The sequence below is a fragment of the Nocardiopsis sp. ATB16-24 genome, assembly GCF_030271535.1.
Lineage (GTDB): Bacteria > Actinomycetota > Actinomycetes > Streptosporangiales > Streptosporangiaceae > Nocardiopsis.
On record NZ_JASCXJ010000014.1, the window covers coordinates 56,879 to 81,296 of the forward strand.

General features: G+C 65.6%; 16 protein-coding genes and 1 pseudogene. 11 read left to right on the top strand and 6 right to left on the bottom strand.

What is annotated here, in order from left to right:
• Positions 1 to 26 precede the first annotated feature (26 nt).
• Positions 27 to 383, top strand: a complete 357-nt coding sequence (locus PFX91_RS15920; RefSeq protein WP_285732654.1) for a hypothetical protein — start codon at positions 27 to 29, stop codon at positions 381 to 383.
• 265 nt (positions 384 to 648) lie between these two features.
• Here PFX91_RS15920 and PFX91_RS15925 read toward each other — a convergent pair whose 3' ends face one another.
• Genes PFX91_RS15925 through PFX91_RS15935 form a run of 3 tightly spaced genes read right to left on the bottom strand, consistent with a single transcriptional unit; the run spans position 649 to position 3,341 of the window.
• Entirely contained in the window at positions 649 to 948 is a 300-nt protein-coding gene (locus PFX91_RS15925) for a transposase (RefSeq protein ID WP_352231693.1), read from the bottom strand.
• Between the two features lie 6 nt (positions 949 to 954).
• Positions 955 to 1,884, bottom strand: coding sequence for a phosphotransferase enzyme family protein (locus tag PFX91_RS15930; RefSeq protein WP_285732658.1), 930 nt, complete (start codon positions 1,882 to 1,884; stop codon positions 955 to 957).
• Entirely contained in the window at positions 1,881 to 3,341 is a 1,461-nt protein-coding gene (locus tag PFX91_RS15935; RefSeq protein WP_352231694.1) for an NsdA family TPR-like regulatory protein, read from the bottom strand. The genes PFX91_RS15930 and PFX91_RS15935 overlap by 4 nt, the downstream gene beginning before the upstream one ends.
• A gap of 255 nt (positions 3,342 to 3,596) precedes the next feature.
• On the opposite strand from PFX91_RS15935, the gene PFX91_RS15940 reads away from it, so the two are divergent.
• From PFX91_RS15940 to PFX91_RS15960, 5 genes are all read left to right on the top strand, one after another.
• Positions 3,597 to 4,028, top strand: coding sequence for an ATP-binding protein (locus PFX91_RS15940; RefSeq protein WP_285732662.1), 432 nt, complete (start codon positions 3,597 to 3,599; stop codon positions 4,026 to 4,028).
• Between the two features lie 595 nt (positions 4,029 to 4,623).
• Positions 4,624 to 4,755, top strand: coding sequence for a hypothetical protein (locus PFX91_RS15945; RefSeq protein WP_285732664.1), 132 nt, complete (start codon positions 4,624 to 4,626; stop codon positions 4,753 to 4,755).
• Positions 4,756 to 4,765: 10 nt separating this feature from the next.
• Entirely contained in the window at positions 4,766 to 5,947 is a 1,182-nt protein-coding gene (locus PFX91_RS15950) for a cupin domain-containing protein (protein WP_285732666.1), read from the top strand.
• A complete protein-coding gene (locus PFX91_RS15955) occupies positions 5,944 to 6,855 on the top strand; it encodes an aldo/keto reductase (RefSeq protein WP_285732668.1) in 912 nt (303 codons plus the stop codon). Before PFX91_RS15950 ends, PFX91_RS15955 begins: the two co-directional genes overlap by 4 nt.
• The gene (locus PFX91_RS15960; RefSeq protein ID WP_285732670.1) at positions 6,827 to 7,678 is read left to right on the top strand and encodes an aminoglycoside phosphotransferase family protein; all 852 of its coding nucleotides are present in this window, start codon (positions 6,827 to 6,829) and stop codon (positions 7,676 to 7,678) included. Before PFX91_RS15955 ends, PFX91_RS15960 begins: the two co-directional genes overlap by 29 nt.
• Before the next feature lie 1,696 nt (positions 7,679 to 9,374).
• On the opposite strand, the gene PFX91_RS15965 is transcribed toward PFX91_RS15960, so the two are convergent.
• From PFX91_RS15965 to PFX91_RS15975, 3 genes are all read right to left on the bottom strand, one after another.
• Positions 9,375 to 10,040: a hypothetical protein gene (locus PFX91_RS15965; protein ID WP_285732672.1), complete on the bottom strand. Its 666-nt coding sequence runs from the start codon at positions 10,038 to 10,040 to the stop codon at positions 9,375 to 9,377.
• Between the two features lie 245 nt (positions 10,041 to 10,285).
• Positions 10,286 to 10,453, bottom strand: coding sequence for a hypothetical protein (locus PFX91_RS15970; RefSeq protein WP_285732674.1), 168 nt, complete (start codon positions 10,451 to 10,453; stop codon positions 10,286 to 10,288).
• Between the two features lie 94 nt (positions 10,454 to 10,547).
• A complete protein-coding gene (locus PFX91_RS15975) occupies positions 10,548 to 10,952 on the bottom strand; it encodes a hypothetical protein (RefSeq protein WP_285732675.1) in 405 nt (134 codons plus the stop codon).
• A gap of 966 nt (positions 10,953 to 11,918) precedes the next feature.
• Between PFX91_RS15975 and PFX91_RS23160 the strand changes: the two genes are divergently transcribed.
• The 5 genes and pseudogenes from PFX91_RS23160 (at position 11,919) to PFX91_RS16000 (ending at position 24,411) form a co-directional block, all read left to right on the top strand.
• A complete protein-coding gene (locus PFX91_RS23160) occupies positions 11,919 to 12,176 on the top strand; it encodes a hypothetical protein (RefSeq protein WP_352231690.1) in 258 nt (85 codons plus the stop codon).
• Between the two features lie 402 nt (positions 12,177 to 12,578).
• Positions 12,579 to 12,686 (top strand): annotated as a pseudogene (locus tag PFX91_RS15985) (S1 RNA-binding domain-containing protein); the annotation flags it as partial.
• Positions 12,687 to 12,750: 64 nt separating this feature from the next.
• A complete protein-coding gene (locus PFX91_RS15990) occupies positions 12,751 to 13,146 on the top strand; it encodes a S1 RNA-binding domain-containing protein (RefSeq protein ID WP_285732679.1) in 396 nt (131 codons plus the stop codon).
• A 544-nt stretch (positions 13,147 to 13,690) separates the two neighbouring features.
• A complete protein-coding gene (locus tag PFX91_RS15995; protein WP_285732681.1) occupies positions 13,691 to 17,200 on the top strand; it encodes a LamG-like jellyroll fold domain-containing protein in 3,510 nt (1,169 codons plus the stop codon).
• Positions 17,201 to 17,265: 65 nt separating this feature from the next.
• A complete protein-coding gene (locus tag PFX91_RS16000; RefSeq protein ID WP_285732683.1) occupies positions 17,266 to 24,411 on the top strand; it encodes an HNH/endonuclease VII fold putative polymorphic toxin in 7,146 nt (2,381 codons plus the stop codon).
• Positions 24,412 to 24,418: the final 7 nt, after the last annotated feature.

Here is a 24,418-nt window from a genome sequence, read left to right on the forward strand (position 1 = left end):
ATCTGATTGGGGGCTCCTTGAGGAGCTTGACTCTAGTTGCCTTGTCCGTGCAAATAATCGGATCGTCTATCCTTTTTTCAAAATTTCTTGAAGGCGGCACCCATTTATATTTTATTGGAGGTCTAATTTCTTTTGCTGCTGCATGTTTATTTGTTCTAGTGCTTTACTCTTCTCGTCCTCGCCTGCGATTTCGTTCGAAGTGGTTCGCTGTTTTTTATTTGATGGGGGCTCTGCTTTTTATTGTTATGGCATGGGAGGTTTTCCTGGAAGGTTTTTTGGGTGGAGGTTTTTGGTTTATTCCGATATTTTTCTCTGTTGCCTCCTTTGTTCTCTCTCTGTTTTTCTTCTTCTGGGGTTGTTTTAGCTTACCTCAACGGAAGTGAGGTAGTCTCGGCGGTTTTTCGATTGAGGTGATCTCAACGAGCTCAGAGGCCGGGAAGAAGGTCGCGAACAGCTGAAAGATGATGCCGGGGTGTGAACCGTCGTTCCCCTGACATGGGCGTGGAGCCCCAGGAAAAAGGCGAAGTGACGAAACCATGCCGGTCCACCTGAAAGGCTCAACGTGGTTCCCTATACTGCCACCCTCGACGTGGACCAGGCCACCGTTTGGCATGTTTCCGCCCTGCTGCTGAGCTTTAATTCGTGATGTTACGAATCCAGGAACAGGCCGGTCTCGGCCAGACACCCCCTGAACAGCCCGGGCCGGTACTGCATGGGTTTGAGTCGGGCACGGATCAAAGCGGCGAGCTGGTCGACGCCGCCAGGTACCAGGTTGGCCAGACCGCTGCGCATGGCTGACCACACCCCCTCAACCGGGTTGAGATCGGGAGCGTAACCGGGCAGTTGCTCCACACTCAGCCAGTCCCGCTCACCGATACTGTTTTGTACCGGGTCTGCTGGAGGCTGCTGCGCGTGTCGGGATCGCCTCCCGTCACCCGATACATCCAGTGATACCTACCGGTAGGTGGACCAGCGGGTGGTGGTGTCTCCGTGCTGGAGGGTGTCGAGGCGGTGGCGCCACTGGGTGCGTAGCCCGGGGTTGGTGTTCAGGACCGGGAGGACACTGGTGACCAGCCTGAGCTCACGGAGTTGGCGCAGGACGGGGAAGCCGGACCAGGTGAGGATGTCGAAGCCGTACTCGGCCGCGAGGGGGCTGTGGTGGTCGGTGGGGTAGTCCATGCGGACCTTGCCCACCGCAGCGGGAACCAGGTCCCATTCGCGGGGGCCGTGACTGAGGCTGTCGAAGTCGCAGATCACCGGCCCCTCAGGACCCGGGATGAGGTTGCCCATGAACGGGTCGCCGTGGAGCACTCCGGCGGGAAGTTCGAACTCCAGGTCCTGGACCAACAGCTCCAGGTGGCCGGTGCGCTCGGTGAGGAAGACCCGGTCGGCCTCGGCCAGTCCTTCGGCATCGACGATGCGGCTGCGGATACGTGCGAACGGCTCCCACGACGGCAGTGCGAAATTCGGCGCTGGCAGGGTGTGGATGTGTTTGAGGAGGCGGCCCAGATCGGTACCGGTGGGCTCGGGGCCGGTGGAGGGCACCAGGTGCCAGAAGGTCGCCGTGGCCCCGGAGGCCCGCACCGGTTGGGGGATCTCTTCGACCAGCCGCACCGCGGGCGCGTCGTGCCGGGCGAGCCACCGGGCCGCTTCGATGACGACGGGGACGCGTTCGGCCACGGTCGCCGAGCCAGCGATGCGCACCACCAGCTCCGTCCCCGGGAGGCGGTAGACGGCGTTGTTGGTGAACTTGATCAGCTCGGCGTCATCGGCCGCACGGGAGCCGATTCCGGCCTCCTCGCACAAGGCGGCCAGGAGCTCGTGAATGCGGTCGCGGGTGAGAGCGAAACGGTGGCTGGCGGAGGGGGCTGGAGGGGTGCTCATGATGTGCGAAGGGTAGCAATTTCAGCGGCCAGTTCTGCTGTCTCACCCCGGCTTCGGTAGGCCAGGGCGGCTTGCTGGAGTGGAGCGAGCCGGTCGATGACGCGCATCGAGCGGACCTGGCGGGCGAGGTCGACGGCTTGACGGCCGACACGGACACCTTGGTCAGGGTCGCCGTTGCGGATGTGAGCGGTGGCCAGGGTGGTCAGTTCGAAGGCTTGGCTGCGGCCCATGTCCGGGCTCCGGGCGTTCACGGCCCGGTACAGGTGCTCGGTCGTGGCCGTGTACGTACGAGCTGAGGGTGTGGGGAGCGCGGCGTTGACGACCCCGGACATGGCGTCCAGGTCGGCTTCGTGGAAGAACCGCACCCACGGAGTGGTGTCGGTCTCGGCACGGGCGAAGGCATCGTGCGCACGGGCCAGGGAATCCATCGAGCGCTTCTCATCATCGAGGACGGCATAGGCCCAGGCGGCATTGGCACACATGAGCGCGACGGTGCGCTCACACCCGGAGTCCTGGGCGGCGATCTGTCCCAGTTGTAGGAAGCGCAGGGCCTGGACGGTGTGGCCACGATGCAGGTGCAGGCGGCCCATCCGGTAGAGCACGTTGGCCACCAGTGAGGGCTCCTCGATGTACTGGGCCTGCTCCAATGCCAGGGACAGATGCTCGGCCGCAACCTTGTAGCGGCCGACATCGAAGCTCGCCCACCCGGCGAGATTGTGCAGATCGGCGACGGCTCGGTAGAGCTGGAGGCCGAGCCGGTTCGCGGGTTTGACCGCGCGCAGCAGACGGTGGGCGTAGGCCAGGTGCGCCATGATCGCATCCAGGCACGCACCGCCCCCGAGTTGGTAGTCGGCGGCTCGCAGTGCCTTGGTGACCGTCTCGACGTGGTCCACGTCGGTTCCCGTCACCCGTTGGACGGGCAGGGGCGACTCGGGAAGGTTCGGCCCGCGCCACCTGTGGGGATGGATGTCCGCCGCTCCCATGGTGACCTGAGCGGCGTGCGCCAACAGCCTGGTGCTCTCGACACTCTCCTGCTGCGTGCGGGTGGCCCTCACCCGAGGCGCCCCGAGCCCGTCGAGAAAGCGACGCAGCTTCACCACGTCCTTCAACTCGCGCTTGCGCGATTCGAGTTGGGAAACCATCGACTGGGACAACCCGGTCAAACGCCCAAGGGCCTCTTGGGACAGATCGGTGCGCGAACGCAGGAGGCGCACGAGCGAACCCGCGTCGAGGCGCCCAGCGGCCTCCTGTGCCTCAGATATATCCCAGAATCCCTTGGGTATACACGAACACCGTTTCTTTGCATCAGCGACAGATGCCCTCTTCCTGCCGCAATTCGCACATATCGACACCATGGATCCCTTGAACGGGGAAATGTTCGCTCCCCATGGAACAGGGCTCCTGTCCTGCCTCGACAGCCCTGCTCTCAAAAGCATCACCACCGTAATAGCGATCATCACCCCTGTTCATGGGAACCGAAGGCGTGCCAATCCGAAACTGAGAACTCGTCAACGACCTGGAACTGACGCACAAGGCACGGTGACCAGGCACGGGAGGACGGTGATGGAGATGAGGACCGTGTTGGAACGGGCAGAGGACACGGAGACCGGCACCGGGAGGCGAGAAGTTCCCTCGCTACCCAAACGCGCCACCGCACCTTCGGTCGCGCCCCGGTCCTGCTGGGAGTCAGCGACGAGGTCATCGGGTCCGCGATGACCGTTCCTGGCAACCCCTCCTACGCCAAGGTCATGCGCCGTCGCCTACGGACACTGACCTCCCTGCCTGACTGGGAGGTTCGCCCGATCGAACTGCTCGCCTCGGAACTGTTCAACAACTGCATCCGCCACACCCGATCGGGCGGACCGGATGGCGAGGTCACCATCAGCGTGTTCAAACTGGCGGGCCGTACCCAGGTGCGCATCACCGATGCCGGCCCCCGCGACGGGGAGATCACCATGCCCCACCTGCACCCGCTCGACCCCGACAGCGAGAGCGGGCGCGGGCTGCACCTGGTCGCGACGGACGCGAGCCGGTGGGGCACCATCCACCACGACGACGGGCGCACCAGCGTCTGGTTCGAGGTGGACCGCATCGAGCGCGCCTCCGGCAATCCCGCCGACCGCACCGACCAGGCCGGGCGGTGATCGCGGTGGCCTGGGACATCAGAAACGACCACGACCCGTACATGGCCGCCAGTTGGCTCCAGCTGCGCCACCGGAGCCGTTGGATCGTGATGTGGGGACCGGGTTCGCGGGACTTCTTCGCCTTCTACCGAGGCCGCGCCCACGGACCAGGAACTGCACCGCCGGATCCTGCGCACCGAAACGGTTCTCGCAACGACCACACCCTCCGATCGCCCCTACTCGGGCGCCACATGCGCTGGACTTCCAGAGCGCCTCCCTATCACCTCACCGAGCCAGGCGGATCGTTCCACCAGTCCGGCGGGGGCGACACGGCGATCCGCGCCAGCCGCCCCCTTGCACTCACCTGTGCCGAACAGCGCCGTGAAAGCACGGTTCGAGGGGCCCTTGGAGGAAAGCCCACCTTCACCAGGAGCCTTGGAGCCGGCACCGATGCCCCTGAACTCTTCCAGCTCATGACCACCCGAGCGGGGAGGAAAAGCTCCTCGCGGTCGGGCTCCGTCCAGCCGACCACGAGGCATCGCGGTGACACGCCCCTGTAAGGAACAGGACCCGTCACCGCACTCCATGAAGCAAACACATGAAGGGAAACCCGCAGATGCAGAGCACGCAGTTCGACGGCGACCTGATGGTCGCGGTCGAGGACATCCAGGCCGAGCGCACCCGGGGCGACCAGCCCTCCGACGGCGGCGGCACCGGCCGCTCCGACACCAACGACGGCATCCGCTAGGAGAACACCCGTGTCCGCTGACCTGATCAGCGGCCGTCTGGGCGGGGACCAGTTCCCCGCCCAGGTGCTCGGCCGCACCCACCGCCGCTATGCGGCGAACGCCACCCAAGCCACCGACTTCGCGCAACTACTCACCTGGCCCGACCTCAACCAGCTCCTCGCCACCCGACGCCTCGACGTACCCCGGATGCGGCTCTCGGACGGACAGACCGTGGACGTGGACCGGTACACCCGGCTGCAGACCTACCGGCGCATGCCCAGCTGGAACGCCCCGGTACCGCACCTGTTCCACGAACAACTCCGCTACGGCGCCACGCTGGTCGTGGACGCGATCGATGAGATGCATCCGCCCATCAACACCATGGCCGCCGGGCTGGAAGCATGGCTGGGCACCCGCGTCCAGGTCAACGCCTACGCCTCCTGGACCGCGAAGGAGGGCTTCGGTGTCCACTGGGACGACCACGACGTCATCGTCCTGCAGGTCTCAGGCCGCAAGCGCTGGCGGATCTACGGCACCACCCGTCAGGCACCGCTGTACTCCGACGTGGAGGTGGACAACGACGCTCCCACCGAGCCCATCGACGAGTTCACGATGGAGCCCGGCGATGTGCTTCATGTTCCCCGGGGATGCTGGCACGCCGCGTCGGCTTCGGAGGGAGAGCCCAGTCTGCACCTGACCTGCGGGCTCAACACGACCACGGGCGCGGACTTTCTCCACTGGCTCGGCGGACTGATGCGCGAACACGTCGAGGTTCGCAGCGACGTCCCCAGGAACAGGGCCGATCAGACGGAGTGGACCTATCGCCTGGCGGAGTTGATCACTCAGCGGCTCCAGTCGCCTGGGGTGGTCGAAGAGTACTGGGACCATCTGAACCAGACGGCCCCGGCGAGAATGGCGTTCAGTCTGCCGGTCGCCGTGACCGGGACGCTGTCGATGTCTTCCCGGGTGCGGCTGGCATCCCGCAGGGGTTCCGTGAATGAAGAGAACGGCCAGGTGGTTCTCTCCGCTCAGGGACGCCGTTGGCGCCTGGCACCGGTAGCCGCACCGGTACTCCACCGCCTCGCCGACCACGGACCGGTCACCGTCAAGGAGTTGCACCGGATCGCCTCGGAGATCTCCGAAGACGCCCTGATATCCCTGCTACGGCGACTGATGGACGACGGCGCCCTGGTTTGGGAGGGCGAAGAGTGACCCTTCTCGGACTGGGCACCTACCGCAGCCGCGACGCCGCCCGCTCGGTGCGCATCGCGGCTGCGGCAGGCTGCCCGCTCATCGACACTGCCCCCGTCTACGGGCACGGCACCCACCAGAGCGCCATCGCCTCCACCCTGCAAGCCAACCCAGAGATACGAATCGCCTCGAAGGTCGGGCACATGACCCCCGGTCAGGCCGAGATCGCCGTGTCCCATGGAGCACTCTCGGCGGAGGAAGCGCGCGGTCTGCACAGTATCGCCGCCGACTACGTCCGCCATCAGATCGCGATGAACCGGCTGGAACTGGGCCGGTCACGCCTGGACCTGGTGTACCTGCACAACCCCGACCATCACCACGACGGCGACCGCGCTGGGCTGCACGATCGCATCCGGGCCGGGTTCGCCGTCCTGGAGGAAGCCCGCGCCGACGGCCTGATCACGGGGTACGGGGTCGCCACCTGGTCCGGATTCACGCAGGCGTTCAGTGTGACCGGCCTTCTCCGACTGGCACGTGAAGCCTCAGGAAGCCTCGAGACCGGCCTGTCCGCCATCCAACTGCCCGTATCACTGGTCAACATCGACCCGATCAAGGACGCCTTGACCAGAAGAGGACCCCTCGCCGAGGCACACGAGGCAGGATGGGAAGTATGGGCCTCCGCCCCACTCCACGGAGGCAAGCTCGTCCACCTGGTGAACGAACGCCTCGCCCACCACATCAGCGAGGGAGCCTCACCTGCTGAGGCAGCCCTCATGGTGACCGCCTCAGCGCCCGGTCTGACCGGGATGCTGCTCAGCGCCTCGAGTGCAGGGCACTGGTCGAACGCGGCCTCGGTGGCGGGTCGCCCACCGTTGCCCGAGAACCGACTCAAGGACATCTGTGACCTCCTCTCAGGAGAAAAAGCCTGATCTGGAACAGGCGTGGCAGCACGCGGTCGCGGCCTTAGACCTGGTCGCACCGCCTGGCGTGACGCTGCACCGCGGTGTGGGCGGCCGGACTCTGAGCGGGCCGGTCGCCACCGTTGAGGGCTTTTTGTGCTGGCTCCGCGTCATGTCCGCCCCCACGCCCGGAGGGAAGGTATGGGAAGGGGCCGGGCTCGCCGCCGAGCTGATCGGCGACGGTGTTCCTCGGCCGTGCCTGCTCAGCGAATACACCTGGGGGGAGGGACCGGTCTTCCAAGCACTACTGTGGGAGCGGCTATCGGGGACAGTTGTGTCGGCGACCCCGGATCTCACCGTTCCTGTGAAGGTCGAACCCGGTTGGTGGGGCGGTCTACGCCAAGCTCTGGATGCTCTCCACGAGGTTCCCACGCCCGAGGGACGCCAGGTGTTCAGCCAGGCGTTCGTCCACCGCATTCCCGACCACATCCCCGAAACTGCTGAGACCGGGATCGACACGACCGTACGTAAATGGGTGACCGCTCACGGCGACCTGCACTGGGCCAACCTCACCGACAACCCGCTGAGCATCATCGACTGGGAGGGGTGGGGTGCCGCGCCGGCCGGGTACGACGCCGCTGTCCTGCACGCCTACGCCCTGCCCGTTGCGGAGATCGCGGCGAAGGTCCGCCAGGTCTTCGCCGACGTACTCGACACCGACGACGGACATCTGGCACACCTGATCATCTGCGCCGAGATCATCCAAGCGAGTGAACGGGACGAACTCCACGCCCGGCTGGCCCCCTACGTAAAGCGGTTCGTGTCCGAACTGCTGACTTCAACGTCGCCGTAGCCGCAGGACACGGGACTGCGCTTGATGAGCTGAACCGGCGCCGTGTCCCATACCCAGGGCACCGGACCAGGACCCGAACGGGTTCCCTGCGGGTGGCCGTAGGTCCTGAGCCGCGCCGAGCTCGGCCAGGTGTTGGCGGGAGGTCACCACAGCGCCTGGCTCGTGAGAGCCGTCCGGCCAGGGCGATAGATCTGCACGGCCCCTGTGGGCATGGACGGGCCCCGGCCTGGGGGTTGTTCGTGCCCACGGGCATCGCAGGCGTGACGGGGTGGCTGGTTGCCGAGCGGAGCGCCGTCGCTCGGATTCTTTTTCGGGTTCTATGACTTTTCTGAACCTGGTGGGTTGAAACTTCTCGCAAGTATAGGGAAACATCAAAACCGCTGTTCAGTCCGGGTGAACGCGACCATTCACGTCTGGCGGATTTACTCGCATGCTTGAAGTGGGATCATTTGTCATTTCTGTGTTTCCCCTGAGAAACACGCGCCTGCCTTGCCTCTGGCGGACGTAGGCGCCAGCTGACAGGGCTGGCCGCGCCGTGCCGAGCGGGGTGAGGAAGCGCAGCTCTAAAGGCGGGGCGACCTTCGGAGCCATTGACATCCGGCCGGTTCTGAACACGAGCTCGTGATCTATCGAGAAGACCGGAAGAGAAAGCGCCTCGGGTGGTGAGCCACCACCGGCCCGAGGCGTGATCCCCCACCTGGAATCAGCAGGAGGAAGATCTATGAGTCATGCTACGGGTCGGCACCGCAGGCGCCGACAGGGATGGGCCAGCCGTGCGCGGTAGGCTGTGCGTACGGTACTCGCCACGATCATCGGAGCAGGGCCCGCACCACCACCTCCGCACCCAGCGCCGCTCAACGGACAGGCGGTCTCGCCGTCACGGCGGGAACCCGTGAATTCACTGACCAAGCGTCCGGCTCCTGGGCCGGAATGGGTGAGGCGTTATGACGAGGCGCGGCGCTCCCACACGGATCGAGCGTGGCCCTTGTTTACAGAGGGCAGTGAAAGGGACACATCAGATGCCCCGGCCCAGCTGTCAGGGTCCGGTTGGTGTGTGGACGAAGACAGGGTGCGGACGGTGCGCCCGTACCTGGTCGCCCATGAACAACGCCAGCGGGACGGGCGGCGACGAGAAGCACCACCAACCTCTTGCCAAGGCAGGCCCGCGCCGGATGTCCCCGCTGAAGCGGCCGATGCGAACTTTCCTGGTGAGTGGGACGAGTTGGCCGGACTGATCCGCCAGTGGGGCGCGCAACGAGCTCCTGCGCTCTGAACCCGAGTAACGTCTGCGGGGCTGTCCTCATACAGGGACAGCCCCTTCGGTCTCGTTGTACGCCGCATCGGTAGTGCGGGCCCGTGTCCTCTCTTGCGGCGAGCAAATGGTGGCCATGGGCCGAACGAGGGCCTGTGACTCCGCCTGTGACTGGGCCTTTTGGGGGCCTGTGACTCCGCCGGTCGGTGGGCCGCTTTGAACGGCCCATCCTGTGGGCGTTATCTGTGCAGGTGGGAGCCGCTTCGGGTGGGCCGATGAGGGCCCAGACTTATACCCAGAGGTAGTCCTGTTCACGTAGGCGGGCGGTCCCGCTCTGGCAAGCTTAGGCGGGGCTGCCACGGCAGCCCGTTGGCCCACATGGCCACCACCTTCTGAACACCAGGAGAGGCTTCTCATAAGGTAGCCCCTCGTGGTCTGTAAGAGTCAGGACATCGGAAAAAGAACGGCTACGGGGAGATCACCAGCTTCGACCGTGGCCTGGTTGATGGACAGTTCGCAGTAGTTCCCGACTGCGGAGAACACCGCTGGCAGGAGTTCTTTCTGATGCTTTTCCCAGTACAGTTCCACCTCCTCCTCTGTCGTGTCCAGTACTGAGGGGTAGACCGCCCCGGCTTCTTGTAGCGCGACATCGAGTGCTGATCCGCAGCCGGTGTCCTGTCCGTACTCCACGCTGACGATGTGACCTTCGAGAGTGGCGTGTGAGATGTAAGGGGGTGGGTCGTCCATATTTCTGCTTACGCAGATGGTTTCCACCCCGGCCAGCTCGGTCATCGGTGGGCCGCCGTGACGGTGCAGGTGCCAGGTGGCCATTCCCCAGTCCTCCAGCGCATATACCCAGTTCCCGCAGGTACCGTACATGGCGTACCTGACGTCCCAAGGTTTCACCCCTTCGGAGAAAGCCACTGATCGCCAATCCTTGTACAGATAGCCCTCGTCAAGCTGTAGGGGCTCTGCCCCGAGACAGGTAAGGAAGTCCGCTGTGTCGATGTCCCGGGCCGTCGTGAGGGAGATACCGCCGAACATCCCGAGGATGCTCGGATTCGGGTTCTGATCGCTGTATTCGCCGATCCATCGGATTTTATCGCTCATACGGCCACGGTAGTCGGCAGTGGACTTGGAGTCTCACCGTATCCGGTGTTCTCGGCTGCTTGGTTGACCGCTCCGGAGTGTTTGACCTGCTGATTGCGGCTTTTCCCTGGGGTACCAGAACTGGCGTTTCGCGCACTTCAGAGGTTGGAGCACGCTCTTCGGAGGCTGACCTGGGTACAACTACTTGAGAATCTTTTTGTTTTGAGCCTGGTACATACCAAAGTCCTCTCCCAGTCTTGCAGAGGTCAGGACAGCGGGAAGAGAACAGCCAGGGGAAGGTCACCGGCTTCGACCGCGGCCTGGCCGATGGACAACCCGCAGTAGTCCCCGACCGCGGAGAACACGGCTGGCGGGAGTTCTTCCATATGTTGCTCCCAGTACAGTTCCAGCTCGTCCTCTGATGTGTCCCGCACGGACGGAAAGACCGCCCCGGCCGCGTGCAGCGCGACATCGAGCGCTGATCCGGATCCCGTGTCCTCTCCGAACTCCACACTGACAATGCGGCCTTCAAGGGTGGTGTGCGCGATATGGGGGGGGTGGATCGTCTTGGTTTTTACTCAAGCAGACTGTTTCCACCCCGGCCAGTGCCGTCATTGGCGGGCCGCCGTGACGGTACAAATACCAGGTCGCCCTGCCCCAGTCTTCCAGTACGTACACCCAGTCCCCGCAGGTGCCGTACATGGCATATCTGACGTCCCCAGGTTTCACCCCATTGGGAAGGGCCACCGATCGCCGGTCCTTGTACAGATGGCCTTCGTCGAGCTGGAGCGGCTCTGCACCGAGACAGGTAAGGAAGTCCTCTGTGTCGATGTCCCGGGCCGTGGTGAGGGAGATACCGCCGAGCATTCCGGGGATGCGGTTGTTCGGTCTTTGGTAGATGTGCTCGCCGATCCATCGGATTCCATCGCTCATACGGCCACGGTAGTAGGTAGCGGACTTGGCGCGTCACCGTATCCGGTGTTCTCGGCTCTTGGACCGACCAGGGCAGGACGTGTGACCTGCTGATCGTGATCTTTCCTGGGACTGAGACGGCTTCTGTTCTGCGTAATTCGCAAGGCATAGAGTGTGGCACCTGGGCTCTGGCCTGCGCAGATATGGGTGTGACTGTTCAATGGTCGTTTCTGTGGGCGGTGGGGTTCTGGCTGGTCAGCGGGGTGTGGTTGAAGGTCGATGGCCCGTTCAGGGCGGGGAGGCCGAGTTGGGTGAGCAGGTCGGCCTGTGGCTTGGACAGACAGGTGACCGGGCAGGATGTTGCGGCGGATCCGGTGAAGGTCTTGGTGCGCAGATACGGGAGTTCGCGGCGGGTCTGGGATCAGGTGGTCCTGGCCTCGAGACCGATTCGCGGTACCGGCGGCATGTCCTGGTTCGTTCCTTGCGCCGCTCATGGCATCTGACTGTGGCGCGCGAACTCCTGCGGGGTGAAAAGTTTCGCTGAACCGGCCGTATGCGGCTGTGGGGCGACAAGGCGCTTCACAGGGTTCGGGTGCCCGTGCGAGGCGGTGCCGGGGCGGCTGTGGGGCGCTGGCGGGCGGACACGCGGTCCCCCGACACGAAACCGCCAGGGTCACGAAACGGCAAAATGCTCCGCGAGGTGCTCCTCCGCCTGTACTGGACCTTGCACTGCGGAGCACACACGGAGCATTTCAGGCCTCGATCCGGGCCGAGCGCCTCGTCTGTTCGACTCGCGCACCCCGTCTGACCTGGGGTTTTGTGGCGCACCCGGCAGGATTCGAACCTGCGACCGTCGGATGAGAAGTCCGGCGCTTTGCTACCTCTTGGGGTTGTTCTGTGCCGTTGCGTGCCACCCCATCCGATCAGCCGTGCCGTCTGGGGCCGTGTGATGCCGTCTGGTGTCGTGCCAGTACGGAACTGCGGAGCATGAACGGAGCACACACCGGCCCCTGGCGGCGTCCGATGGCACCTCGCGAGGTCCCCACGAGCAGGGAGCCACCTTCCGTCACCCGGGGGAAGGGCGCCTACTTCTTCGGTGTGTCCGTTGACCGGTACTGGGTGTGGGTCCACACCCCCACCAACAGGGCCGCCCCGACCGCGATCAACGCGACCGCCCACGACCCCACCGGCGCCATGGACGTCTCACACCCACCGACCACCATGCTGGGCGGCGCCTCTCCGTAGGCGAACCATCCGAAGGCTGCCTCGCCTCTGGACGGGGCCCACCAGCCCGCTCCGCATGGCCCGGCGGGGACCAGCCCGAGGGCCCCGCCACCGGTGATCAAAGCGGTGGCCACCGTGCGGATGATCTGAACAGGGGACACGGATCTCTCCTCGATGCAGGGTTTTCCACGTGGGGCGCCCTGCGCACCCTACTGTTTGCCGCCACATACGTGGGTCTCAGATCCGGTGACCCTGACTGCGGTGCCAAGCGCATCGGCAGGCCCGTTCGGGTTCCTTCTGACAGGCCGGATCGCCATGAACGAGACATCGGATGAGCAGAATGCTCAAGCTTTTTTGGCAACGGTGCGTCTTGGCGAGCATTGCAGCGGGACCGTCACCAAGGTGACCCGCGACGGCGACGTGATGGTGGCCCTGGGCGGCTTTCCTGGACGACCGCTGGGGGTGGTCGGACCGTTGGACGTCTCCTGGACCCGGTTTCCGGCCGCGACCAGGGAAGTGGAGGTCGGACAGCGTGTCACGGCGGAGGTGATCGCCGTCGACCGGGACACGGGTCGGGTTCATCTCCTACGCCGCGTTGTCCTGGCACCGCTTCGACAAGGCTTCGGACATCGTTCAGATCGGGCAGCGTGTCTCGTGCGAGTTCCTCGGTTTCCACACATCGAACGGAGAGGCCCGGTTATCGCTGAAAGCGATGCAGCCTGACCCGTTCACGGTGTTCGCCGACAGTGTGCGAGAGGGGCAGGTGTTGTGTGGGCGCGTCACCAAGCTCGTGCCGTTCGGTGCCTTCGTTGAGCTGGCCGATGGTGTTGAGGGTTTGGTGCATCTGCGAGATCTGACGGAAGTGCCGGTGGAAACTCCGGAGGAGGGGGTCAGGGTGGGTGGGGAGCTCTTGGTGGTCGTCCTCGAAGTGGATCGAGAACATCGCAGGCTGGCTCTTGCCCGGCACCAGGTTCTGTCTGACTTCTGGTGACCTTGGTGCTCTGTGGGCAGGAGAGGCTCTGGATACTGACGGGATCGCCTCCCACCACTTCTATGAGTCGGACAGTAACCACCAGCGCTTCCCCAGGAGCACGCTGGCGGCGCAGCCGGGAGCTGTACCAGCCTCGTTCTGGCAACGCACACCTACGCGAGCGCGCTGCCGGATACGGCAGGGAGAGCAGGCAAGCGAACCGTGTGGCCCGTGCTGGACGATCTGATTCGGGTTAAGGGAGGAAGCATCGGGAACTGGGGTTTTGCGTCCTACCCAGCATGGATCCGCCTCTGTTGTCAATGAATCCGAAGTTAAACATGAGCTGCGTGTCCGCATGTGGCCAAAGTGAGGCCAGGCTCCCCTTCTAGGACCATAAGTGCACGTTATTCACCCATGGGGGATTTTTTGTGGCGTGTGTCACCTATGGTGCTTTTTCTTGCGGCCGGCTAACTTCTTCCCTCGTCCCAGGACAACCACCACCCGTGCCCCGACGGCACGGAACCCCGCTAGGTGATCCCCCGCCCTGGGTTAGAGAGCGCTCGCCATGTCCCGCCGCGCACGGGCACTCGGTGCTGCCTTGACGGCGCCGGTGCTCCTGCTGTCTGCCCTGTCCGCACCTGCCCTGGCGCAGGAGGAGCCCGAGGCCGACCCCATCCCGTCCACCCCTGAGGCGATCAGCGAGCAGACAGCTCTGGTCCTGGCCCAGGAGAGCGGTGAGCCGGTCGAGATCACGGCCGCCACCACCGAGACCACCCGGCACCTGGCCAACCCCGACGGCAGCTTCACTATGGAGCAGGCCGCCCACCCGGTCCGGGTACGCGGACGGCAAGGGTGGACCCCGGTCGACACCGACCTGGTCGTGGCCTCCGACGGCACGTTGCGCCCTCGGGCGGCCGTGGCCGACATCGCCTTCTCCGGAGGCGGGGAACAGGCTCTGGCCCGGGTCGGTATCGGTTCCAACTCCGTCGAACTCAGCTGGCGCGAGGACCTGCCCGCACCCACCATCGACGGCCCTCAGGCCACTTACGCCGATGTCCTGCCGGACGTGGACCTGGTGTTGACCGCGGGGGTGGACGGGTTCGGCCAGGTCCTGGTGGTGCACACCCCCGAAGCCGCCCAGCACGAGGATCTGGCCGAACTGGAGATGGGGCTGGCCACCACCGGGGTGACCATGCGCCTGGCCGACAACGGCATCCTCGAAGCCATCGGAGACCGGGGGCAAGAGAGTGTCTTCACCGCGGTCGCCCCGGCGATGTGGGACTCGGCCGGCGCCGAGGAGACGGGTGAGGATCCCACGGTGATGGCCCCCATGGGCGCACGCACCGAGTTCCTCGACGTGGACCTGACACCGAACAGCATCCGTCTGGTTCCCGACACGGCCATGCTCGGTGACGCCGAGACCCAGTACCCGGTTTACATCGACCCCTCGGTGGCGGTCAGCAGGGTGGGACGCACCTACGTCAACGCCCGTTTCCCCAGCCAGTCGTACTGGAACTATGCCACCTCCCACACCCCGGGCGTGGGATACGAACCCAGCCAGGGCAGCACCAAGCGCGCGTTCTGGCGGTTCAACATCGACTCGCGCACCCGTAACGCCGACATCACCCGAGCCACGTTCCGCGCCAAGGTCACCCACGCCTACGGGTGCACCAACGCCCAGGTGCAGCTGTGGCGCACCAACGCCATCACCTCCTCGACCACCTGGAACTCCCAGACTTCGGCCTGGAAGACTCGGTTGGACACCCGTACCATCAACGCCGGCCGTGCGGCCTGTTCCGGCGGTGCTTCGCCGACGGTGGAGTTCAACGCCACCGCCGGATACGTGTGGAGTCGAGACGCGGGCAATGCCACCACCACCCTGGGGTTGCGTGGCAACGAGACCAAGTCCTCCAGTAACTGGGACTGGCGGCGCTTCGCCTCCAACCCGACCTTGCAGGTGGACTACAACAACCCGCCCGAGATCCCCACCCAGTTGTCGGACTCCCACGGCGGTACCTGCTCCACCGATCCGGACAACCCGCGCCTGATCAACCAGACCCGGCCCACCTTCACCGCTTACGTCCGCGACCGCGACTCCACCTCGGCCAACCGCCAGAAGGTCAAGACACGTTTCGCCTGGTGGGTGGACGGCGCCCGGGTGGGTGAGGTGGACACCGTCTCCAGCAACGTGGCCGTGTGGTCCTCGGGCTCCTACCAGTCGGTGCGTGCGAGCACTCTTCCCGAGGACGTGTTGATCGCCTACCGGGCCAACGCCAACGACGGCACCTCCTGGTCGGGTTGGTCGCCCTACTGCTACCTGATGGTCAACACCTCCCGCCCCGAACAGGGACCCGAGGTCGCCTCCACCGACTATCCGCTGGGGGAGGAGTTCCACGGCTCACCCGGTCTGCCCGGGGAGTTCACCTTCACCAACAACGGAGTCGAGGGTGCCCAGAGCTACTTCTACGCCCTCAACGACGACTCCTGCGTCCACCAGGCCGAACCCGACGAACCGGGTGGACCGGTGACGGTGACCCTCACCCCGCGCCTGGAGGGACCGAACTGGGTCTACGCCCGCACCGTCGACGCCTTCGGCAACTCCTCCGACTGCGTGCTCGCCTACTCCTTCCTGGTCGCCGCGCCCACCGACCCGGTGGCCCACTTCGCCTTCGACGAGGGCCAGGGCGACCGCGCCGCCGACACCGCCAATCCTGGCCAAGGCGCCACCCTCTCCGACGGGGTGGAATGGGTGCGTGGACGGGTCGGCACCACCGACAACCCCGACACCAACCCCACCCCGCGCCTGGAAGGCACCGCCGTGCACACCAGCGGCTACACCGACGGCGACCCCGGCCCCTACGACGAGATCAACGCCGACCACTCCGCGGTGGACACCTCCGGCACTTTCTCGGTGTCGGCGTGGGTGAAGCTGGACCGCGCCTATGCCCATCACACCGCCGTCGCCCAGGAGGGTGAGGAGCAGAGCGCCTTTCACTTGGGCTACCAGGGCAACACGGGTGAGTGGGTGTTCAAGATGTCGCCCGAGGACGAGTACTGGGACGGCTCCCGGCAGTGGGCCACCATCACCTCTGCCGCACCCGCTCAGGTGGGGGTGTGGACTCACCTGCTGGGCACCTACGACGAGCAGACCGGGAAGATCACCCTGTACGTGGACGGTGTGGAACAGGGCACGGCCACCCACACCGGACCATGGAACGCCCAGGGACCCCTCACGGTGGGACGCGCCCTGTTCCAGGGTGCGGGCAACTACTACTGGCCCGGCGCGATCGACGACGTCAAGATCTGGGACCGCCTGGTGCTGGACGAGACCGTGAGCGTGGAGGAGACCACATCCGAGGTGTGGCGCCTGGCCAACCGCCCGGTGGCCGCCCAGGGCCGGTGGATGCTCGACGAGTACGAGGGCACAGCGGTCGCCGACTCCACCGACCACGGCCTGGACGCCGTCCTGCACGCCGACCCGGACACCGCGTGGAACGTGGCCGAGAACGGCATCACCGCATCCCCCGGGGTGCGGCTGAACGGGGAGAGCGACCACATCGAGGCCTCCGGCCCCGCCCTGCGCACCGACCGCAGCTTCAGCGTCTCGGCCTGGGTGCGCCTGGACGAGACGGGGGAGGGCGTCAACACCTCCGCCGTGAGCCAGACCGGCCACTTCCAAAGCGGATTCCACCTGGGCTACCAGGGCTCCAACGGAGCGTGGACGTTCAAGATGGCCCCCCACGACGACTCCCCCACCTCGGGCTCGGCCGGGTGGACCTACGCCTCTTCCACCACCACCGCCCGGCTGGGGGAGTGGACCCACCTGGCCGGCGTCTACGACCACACCACCGGTGAACTGGTGCTCTACGTCAACGGCCTCGAGGAATCACGGGTGGGCGTCGACCACGCCTGGCACGCCGACGGACCGCTCCGGATCGGCAGCGCCCAACACCAGGGCGCCAACACCTACCACTGGACCGGCGACATCGACGACGCCCACGCCTACCAGGGTGTACTCAACGACCGCGACCTGTTGCAGGTGCATACGGGGGAGTTCCCCGACGCCCAGGGCTGACAGCGTTTCCGACCCCACCCCCACCCCTGTGATCATCCCCCGCCGCCCAGGCGGGGAACAGAAGGATGACTGTGACCCCGCGCAGTGACACCCCCGCCCGCCCCGGACCGATCCGCCGAGGCATCACCTACTCCCTCGCCCTCGTTCTGGCCGCCGGACTGCTGAACACGCTTCCGGCGTCCGCGAACGCCTACAACCCCAGACCCGAGACAGAGGAAACCCCTTCGGTGGAGGGGCACGACCTGCTGCCCTCGGCCACGGGGGGAAGCGACGCGATCGCCGAGGCGGCTCTGACCGAACCGGAGGAAGCGGACTGGCCTGAGGCCTCCTCCAGCGAGGTCGCCCTGAACGGCGCCCGGGTCCAGACCCTGGATGCCCAAGAGGATTCGCCGGTCACGATCACGCCGGTGACAGGCGAGGAGCTGCAGGAGTGGGAGGTCCCCCAGCACTGGCAGGAGTGGGTACCACAGGCGCCTGAAGAGGAGGACCAGACCGAAGAAGAGGGGGCCGAACAGGAAGAACCCGCTGCGGAAGAAGAGGCCCAGGAGAACCCTGAGGCGGAAACTCCTTTCCCCGACACCGACACGGACACTCCAGACGAGGCCGACCCCTCAGCCGAGCCCGAGGAGCCCACCGCCCCGCGGGACGGGATGCGCAGGGAACCCGTCGCTTCCGAGGAGCACCCGCCGGAGGTGGACGCCTTCGCCGCTCCCGAACCGGTCGAATCGGTCCAGGTCGAGGTCCTGGACGAATCCGCCGCCGAGGCAGCCGGGATCAACGGCCTGCTCGTGCAGATCACCCGCACCGACGACTCACCCACCCTCGCCCCGGTCCAGATGGAGGTGGACTACTCCGACTTCGCCGCCGCGTTCGGCGGTGACTACGCCTCTCGCCTGCGCGTCATCGAACTCGACCCCTGCGTCCTGGACGACTCCTGCGCGGCGGAGGAGACCGTCGCCTTCGACGCGCCCCGCCTCCTCGACAACAGCGTCCAGGAACAGAGCCTGTCCGCCGTGGTGGGCGCGGCACCGGCCCAAGGTGCGCTTTTCGCCGTCACCTCCGCTCCTTCCGGCGGCAACGGCGACTACGGTGCCACCCAGCTTTCCGCTTCCTCCAGTTGGAACGTCAACACTCAGTCGGGTGACTTCTCCTGGTCCTATGGTTTGACCGCGCCTCCCGCGCCCAGCCAACTGTCCCCGTCGGTGGGGTTGAGCTACTCCTCCGGCGGTGTCGACGGACGTATCGCCACCTCCAACAACCAGACCTCCTGGCTCGGGGACGGGTTCTCCTACGCCCCAGGATCGATCGAACGCCGCTACGCCGCCTGTGCGGACTCCGGACACCAGACCGGCGACCTGTGCTGGAACACCGACAATGTCACCCTGTCCATGAGCGGCCACTCCGGTGCGCTCATCAAGCACTCCGACGGCAGCTACCGGTTGTCCAACGACGACGGCACCAAGGTCGAGCGGCTCACCGGCGCCACCAACGGTGCGCACAACGGTGAGTACTGGAAGGTCACCACCACCGACGGCACCCAGTACTTCTTCGGCCGCAACCGCCTGCCCGGCTGGTCCACCGGAGACCCCGAGACCAAGTCGGCCCAGACCATGCCCGTCTACGCCGCCGCGTCCGGGCAGCCCTGCTACAAGTCCAACTTCTCCGACTCCTGGTGCCAGCAGGCCTACAAGTGGAACCTGGACTACGTCGTGGACGTGCACGGCAACGTCATGACGTTCTACTACGACGCCGAGACCAACCACTACGGCCGCAATCTCACCAACACCGCCACCCCGTATGTGCGTGCGGCCAACATCAAGCGCATCGAGTACGGGCTGCGCAGCGACGACGTCTACGCCACCGCTCCGGCGAGGGTGGTGTTCTCCACCTCCGAGCGGTGCCTGGTCACCGACTCCTTCGACTGCGCCCCCGAAAAGCGCACCTCGGGCAACGCCGAGCACTGGCCCGACGTGCCCCTGGACCAGGACTGTAAGTCCGGAACCTCCTGCGCGGGACGGCACTCGCCCACCTTCTGGTCCACCAAGAAGCTCGACGCGATCACCACGCAGATCCGCCAGGACGGCGAATACACCAAGGTCGACACCTGGGCCTTCGACCACTCCTTCCCCGAAGCCGGAGACGGTACCGGCCCGACACTGTGGCTGAACTCCATCGAACACACCGGCCACGTGGGCGGCAGCGAGACGCTGCCCAAGGTGACCTTCGGTGGCACACAACTGCCCAACCGAGTGGACTCGCCCACCGACGACATCGCGCCGATGCTGCGCTGGCGGATCACCGAGGTCAGGACCGAGTCCGGCGGACAGTTGGACATCACCTACTCCGAACCCGAGTGCGAACCGGGCAAGACCCCGCAGCCGCATGACAACACCAAACGCTGCTATCCGGTGAAGTGGACCCCCGAGGGCGGGGTGGAACTGACCGACTGGTTCCACAAGTACGTGGTCACCGAGGTCAACGAGCTCGACCTGGTCACCGACCAGCCCACCCTCACCACGAGTTACGACTACGTGGGTACCCCGGCCTGGCGGTACACCGAGGCCGACGGCATGGTCAAGGACAAGTACCGCACCTGGGCCGACTGGCGCGGCTATGACCGGGTCATCGTGCGCACCGGCCACCCCGGTGAGGAACGCACCGAGACCGAGTACCTGTACTTCCAGGGCATGGACGGCGACAAACAGCCCAGCGGTACACGCAGCGTCTCCATCACCGACTCGCGCGGGGTCGAGCACACCGACCACAAGGAGCTTCACGGCACCCTACGCGAGGTCATCATCCGCAACGGTGAGGGCGGAGAGGAAATCTCCCGGGAGATCACCACACCGTGGCGGAAGAAGACCGCCGAGGTCACACACGGCTGGGGCACACAAAGCGCCCACATGATCCAGACCTCCCGGGTTTACAGCTTCACCCTCCTCTCCGACGGCACCTGGCGTCAGACCCGTGTCGACAACACCATCAACGACGCCGGCGCCATCACCAGGACCCGCGATCACGGAGACGTGGACGTGGCCGGTGACGAGAAGTGCGTCCACACCACCTACGTCAGCAACACCGACGCCTGGATCCTCAACCTCGTCTCCCGCAAGGAGACCTTGGCCGTCGACTGCGAACAGACGCCCGACCGACCTGAGAACGTCCTCACCGACGAACGGGTGTCCTACGACGGCAAGGCACACGGAGCCACCCCGGACCGAGGACTGCCCAGCCGCACCGAGAAACTCGACTCCTACTCCAGCGGAGAACCCGTCTACCAGATGGTTCAAGAGGCCGAGTTCGACAGCTTCGGCAACACCGTCGCCGAAACCGACGCCTCAGGTGGAGTAACCACCACCGACTACACCCAGACCTCCGCCGGGCTTCCGGAATCGGTCACCGAGACCAACCCCCTCGGGCACACCACCACCACACTCGTGGATTCGGCCCGTGGGCTGCCCGTGGCCGAGACCGACGCCAACGGTCGGACGATGACCATGGCCTACGACCCGCTCGGCCGACTCACCGGTGTATGGCTGCCCGACCGGGACCAGGCCGCGGGGGACAGGCCCACCGCCAAATTCGAATACCACATCCGCCAAGACGCACCAACCTCGATCGTCACGCACACACTCAGAAGCCCCACCGAGTACACGATCGGTTACGAGATCTTCGACGCGTTCCTACGCCCCCGGCAGACACAGGCCCCGGCACCGGGCGGAGGACGGGTGATCACCGACACCTTCCACGACACCCGCGGGCAGGTCGTCAAGGAACGCCAGGCCTACTACAACGCAGAAGACCCCAGCGACACGCTGCTGGTTGTCGCCAACGACAGTGATATCCCGCGCCAGACCGAGACCATCTACGACGGGGCCGGCCGAGCCACCGACGTCCTGCATGTGGCCTTCGGAGAGGAACGCTGGCGCACCAGCACCGAGTACCACGGGGACCGCTCCCTGCTCACCCCGCCTGCCGGCGGTATCGCCACCACCTCCCTCACCGACGCCCAAGGACGTCTGGTGGAAGTGCGCACCCACGAGGGCGGCACCCCTGAAGGCGACTACGAGGCCATCACCTACACCTACACCGGAAACGACCAGCTGGCCACGGTCACCGACCCCGAGGGCAACACCTGGAGGCACACCTACGACCTGCGCGGTCGTCTGGTGCAGACCGAGGACCCCGTCGCGGGCACCACCACGATGACCTACAACCAGCTCGACCAGCTGGTCACCACCACCGACGCCCGCGGCCAGACCCTTGCCTACTCCTACGACGCCCTCGGCCGCCAAGTCGGACTGCACGACGACACCCCCGACGGGGCCCTGCGCGCCAAGTGGGTCTACGACACCCTGGCCAAGGGACACCTGACCTCCTCCACTCGGTACGTGGACGGCAACGCCTACACCAACCGGGTAGTGACCTATGACCGGTTCTACCGGCCCATCACGACCGAGGTCCTCATCCCCTCCAGCGAACCAGGGCTTTCAGGCCGTTACCGCTTCTCCACCCACTACGGACCCGACGGCACCATCAAGTCCCAGACCTTGCCCGCCGCCGGAGGTCTGGGCCGGGAAACGGTGGCCTACTCCCACAACGAACTCGGCATGCCCACCCACATGTCCGGGTTCACCGGCTACGTCGCAGGAACCGTCTACAACAAGCTGGGCCAGATGACCCAGCGCACGATGGACATCGGCGCCTCCGGCACCCACGCCACTTGGCTGACCCGCCACTACGACCAGGCCACCGGCCGCATGTCCCAGACCAGCCTGATCCCCGAACGCGGAGTCGTCGGATCCCTGGTCAACCAGCACTACACCTACGACGACGCCGGCAACGTCCTCAACCTGCGCAACGAACCCACCGCCGACCACCTGCAGCCGGACGTGCAGTGCTTCACCTACGACCACATGCGCCGCATGAGTGACGTATGGACCCCCGACACCACCGGCGAACAGGCCTGCGCGGCCGAACCCACCGTGGACACACTCGGCGGAGCCGCCCCCTACTGGCACTCCTACGCCTACGACGCTCTGGGCAACCGCACCAGCGAGGTCCAACACGGCCCCACCGGCAACGTCACTCGCACCTACACCCACGGCGACGCCGCCGGACTGCGCTCCCAGGCACTGGCCCGGGTGGAACAGACTGGCCCCAGCGGCGACCGGTTGGAGGAGTACTCCTACGACGAGGCCGGGAACATGACCGGCCGCACCACCGCCGCCCGCGACCAGGACCTGGAATGGGACGCCGAAGGCAACCTGGCCCAGGTGACCGAAGAGGACGGCTCGGCCACCTCCTACGTCTACGACGCCGACGGCCAACGCCTGATCAGGCACGACCCCGACGCCTCAACCCTGTACCTGGCGGGCATGGAACTGCGCCTGGACAAACAGAGCCTGCTCAAAGAGGCCACCCGGTTCTACTCCTTCGCCGGAGAGACCGTCGCGATACGCCAAAACGACGGCACCCTGTCCTGGATCCACTCCGACCGCCACGGTACCGGACAGGTCGCCGTCAACGCCCGAACCGGTGAGGAGACCCACCGGTACATGACCGCGTTCGGCGCCGACCGTGGCAGCCAGGGGCAGTGGCCCTCCGACCGGGGGTTCGTGGGCGGCACGCTCGACGCCTCCACCGGACTGACCCAGATCGGCGCCCGGGCCTACGATCCAGGGTTGGGCCGGTTCATCTCGGTGGACCCGGTGATGCATCTGACCGACTTCCAGCAGATGCACGGCTACACCTACGCCAACAACAACCCGATCACCTTCACCGACCCCGACGGCCGCAGCATGCTGTGCATCGACGTGTGCGGACCCGGCGGTTACCTCATCATTCCGTCCACCCCCACACGCCCGGGTGGGATGTATGACTACAGCAAGGAGCGCACGAACTACTACGACCCCAAGACCGGATGGTCGGGCTGGGTCTCCACACCCTCACCGCGTACCCGAAAGAACAGCGGTGGTAGCTCCAGCGGTGGTGGTAGGACGACTTACCAGGCGCAGTACTCCCAGGCCTATCTGGATGCCAAGGCCGAGAAGGAAGAGGCCCAGCGCAAGCTGATCAAGGCCGCCACCGGGTTGGCCCAGTTGGTCGCGGACGAGCTGGGGATCACTGCGGGGTTGGAGTGTTTCACCACTGGTGATCTGGGTGCGTGCGGTGAGACCGCGTTGAACGTCGCGTTGATGTTCGTGGGCGGGTTGCCGGCCAAGATCGCGGCGAAGTACGGGCTTCGGTGGGGCAAGGCAGCGGAGCTGGGGCGTAAGATCGCCCGGCTCGGTGGTGACCTGGTCGACGGGGTCAGGGACCTGGTCAAGGCCAACCGCAAACTGGACAACGTGAGCTGCCCGATCGGGAACAGCTTTGTTCCGGGCACGCGGGTGGTGATGGCCGACGGATCGACCCAGCCGATCGAGGCGGTCGATGTCGGCGAGAAGGTGTTGGCCACTGATCCGGAGACGGGGGAGCAGACCGCGCGGACGGTGCTGGCCACCATCAACGGTGAAGGCACCAAGACCTTGGTGCAGATCACCGTGGATCCGACCACCGAGCGCGAGGCCGCCGGTGAGGACAGCGCTGCCGAGGACGAGCGGTCGGGGATCCCGGGGCCGGTGGCGGCCGGGGATGTGGTGATCGCGACCGACGGGCACCCGTTCTGGGTGCCGGACCTGGGGCTGTGGGTCGACGCGGTCGACCTGGTGCCGGGGATGTGGCTGCAGACCTCGGCAGGCACCTGGGTGCAGGTTTCCGCGGCGCAGGTCTGGACGCAGACCGCGACGGTTCATAACCTGACCGTCCAGGGCGTCCACACCTACCACGTGGCCGCTGGTTCGCTGGACGTCCTCAACCACAATTGTGATCCGTCTTCGAAGGTACTCCCAAGTCGAAAATCGGCTTTTAGAGAGGCGAAGAGAGATCTTGGTGTCCCAAATAGCCAACATCCGGATGAATTTCGGAGGGTGCCTATGACTGATCGGTCGGGCAGGGCAATTATGGGAGCCAACGGATCTCCAATTATTACTCGCGAGTATATTTTTAAGAGGAACAATGGAGATAAGGTTATTATTCAAGACCATTCCGCCGGGCACTATTATGGCGAAGGGGGGGTTGGTGACCAAGGTCCTCATTTCAATGCTCGGCCGTTTGATAATCCTAGGACGGGAAAAGTTCCTGGCACGGCCCAGCATTATGAATATTAGGGGAAAT

Bases quoted from the DNA above. Each gene is read 5' to 3' on its own strand.
- PFX91_RS15930 (WP_285732658.1), bottom strand. From the start codon at position 1,884: ATGAGCACCCCTCCAGCCCCCTCCGCCAGCCACCGTTTCGCTCTCACC.
- PFX91_RS15940 (WP_285732662.1), top strand. From the start codon at position 3,597: ATGACCGTTCCTGGCAACCCCTCCTACGCCAAGGTCATGCGCCGTCGC.
- PFX91_RS15965 (WP_285732672.1), bottom strand. From the start codon at position 10,040: ATGAGCGATAAAATCCGATGGATCGGCGAATACAGCGATCAGAACCCG.
- PFX91_RS23160 (WP_352231690.1), top strand. From the start codon at position 11,919: ATGAACGGAGCACACACCGGCCCCTGGCGGCGTCCGATGGCACCTCGC.
- PFX91_RS15995 (WP_285732681.1), top strand. From the start codon at position 13,691: ATGTCCCGCCGCGCACGGGCACTCGGTGCTGCCTTGACGGCGCCGGTG.
- PFX91_RS15975 (WP_285732675.1), bottom strand. From the start codon at position 10,952: ATGAGCGATGGAATCCGATGGATCGGCGAGCACATCTACCAAAGACCG.
- PFX91_RS16000 (WP_285732683.1), top strand. From the start codon at position 17,266: ATGACTGTGACCCCGCGCAGTGACACCCCCGCCCGCCCCGGACCGATC.
- PFX91_RS15945 (WP_285732664.1), top strand. From the start codon at position 4,624: ATGCAGAGCACGCAGTTCGACGGCGACCTGATGGTCGCGGTCGAGGAC.
- PFX91_RS15935 (WP_352231694.1), bottom strand. From the start codon at position 3,341: ATGATCGCTATTACGGTGGTGATGCTTTTGAGAGCAGGGCTGTCGAGG.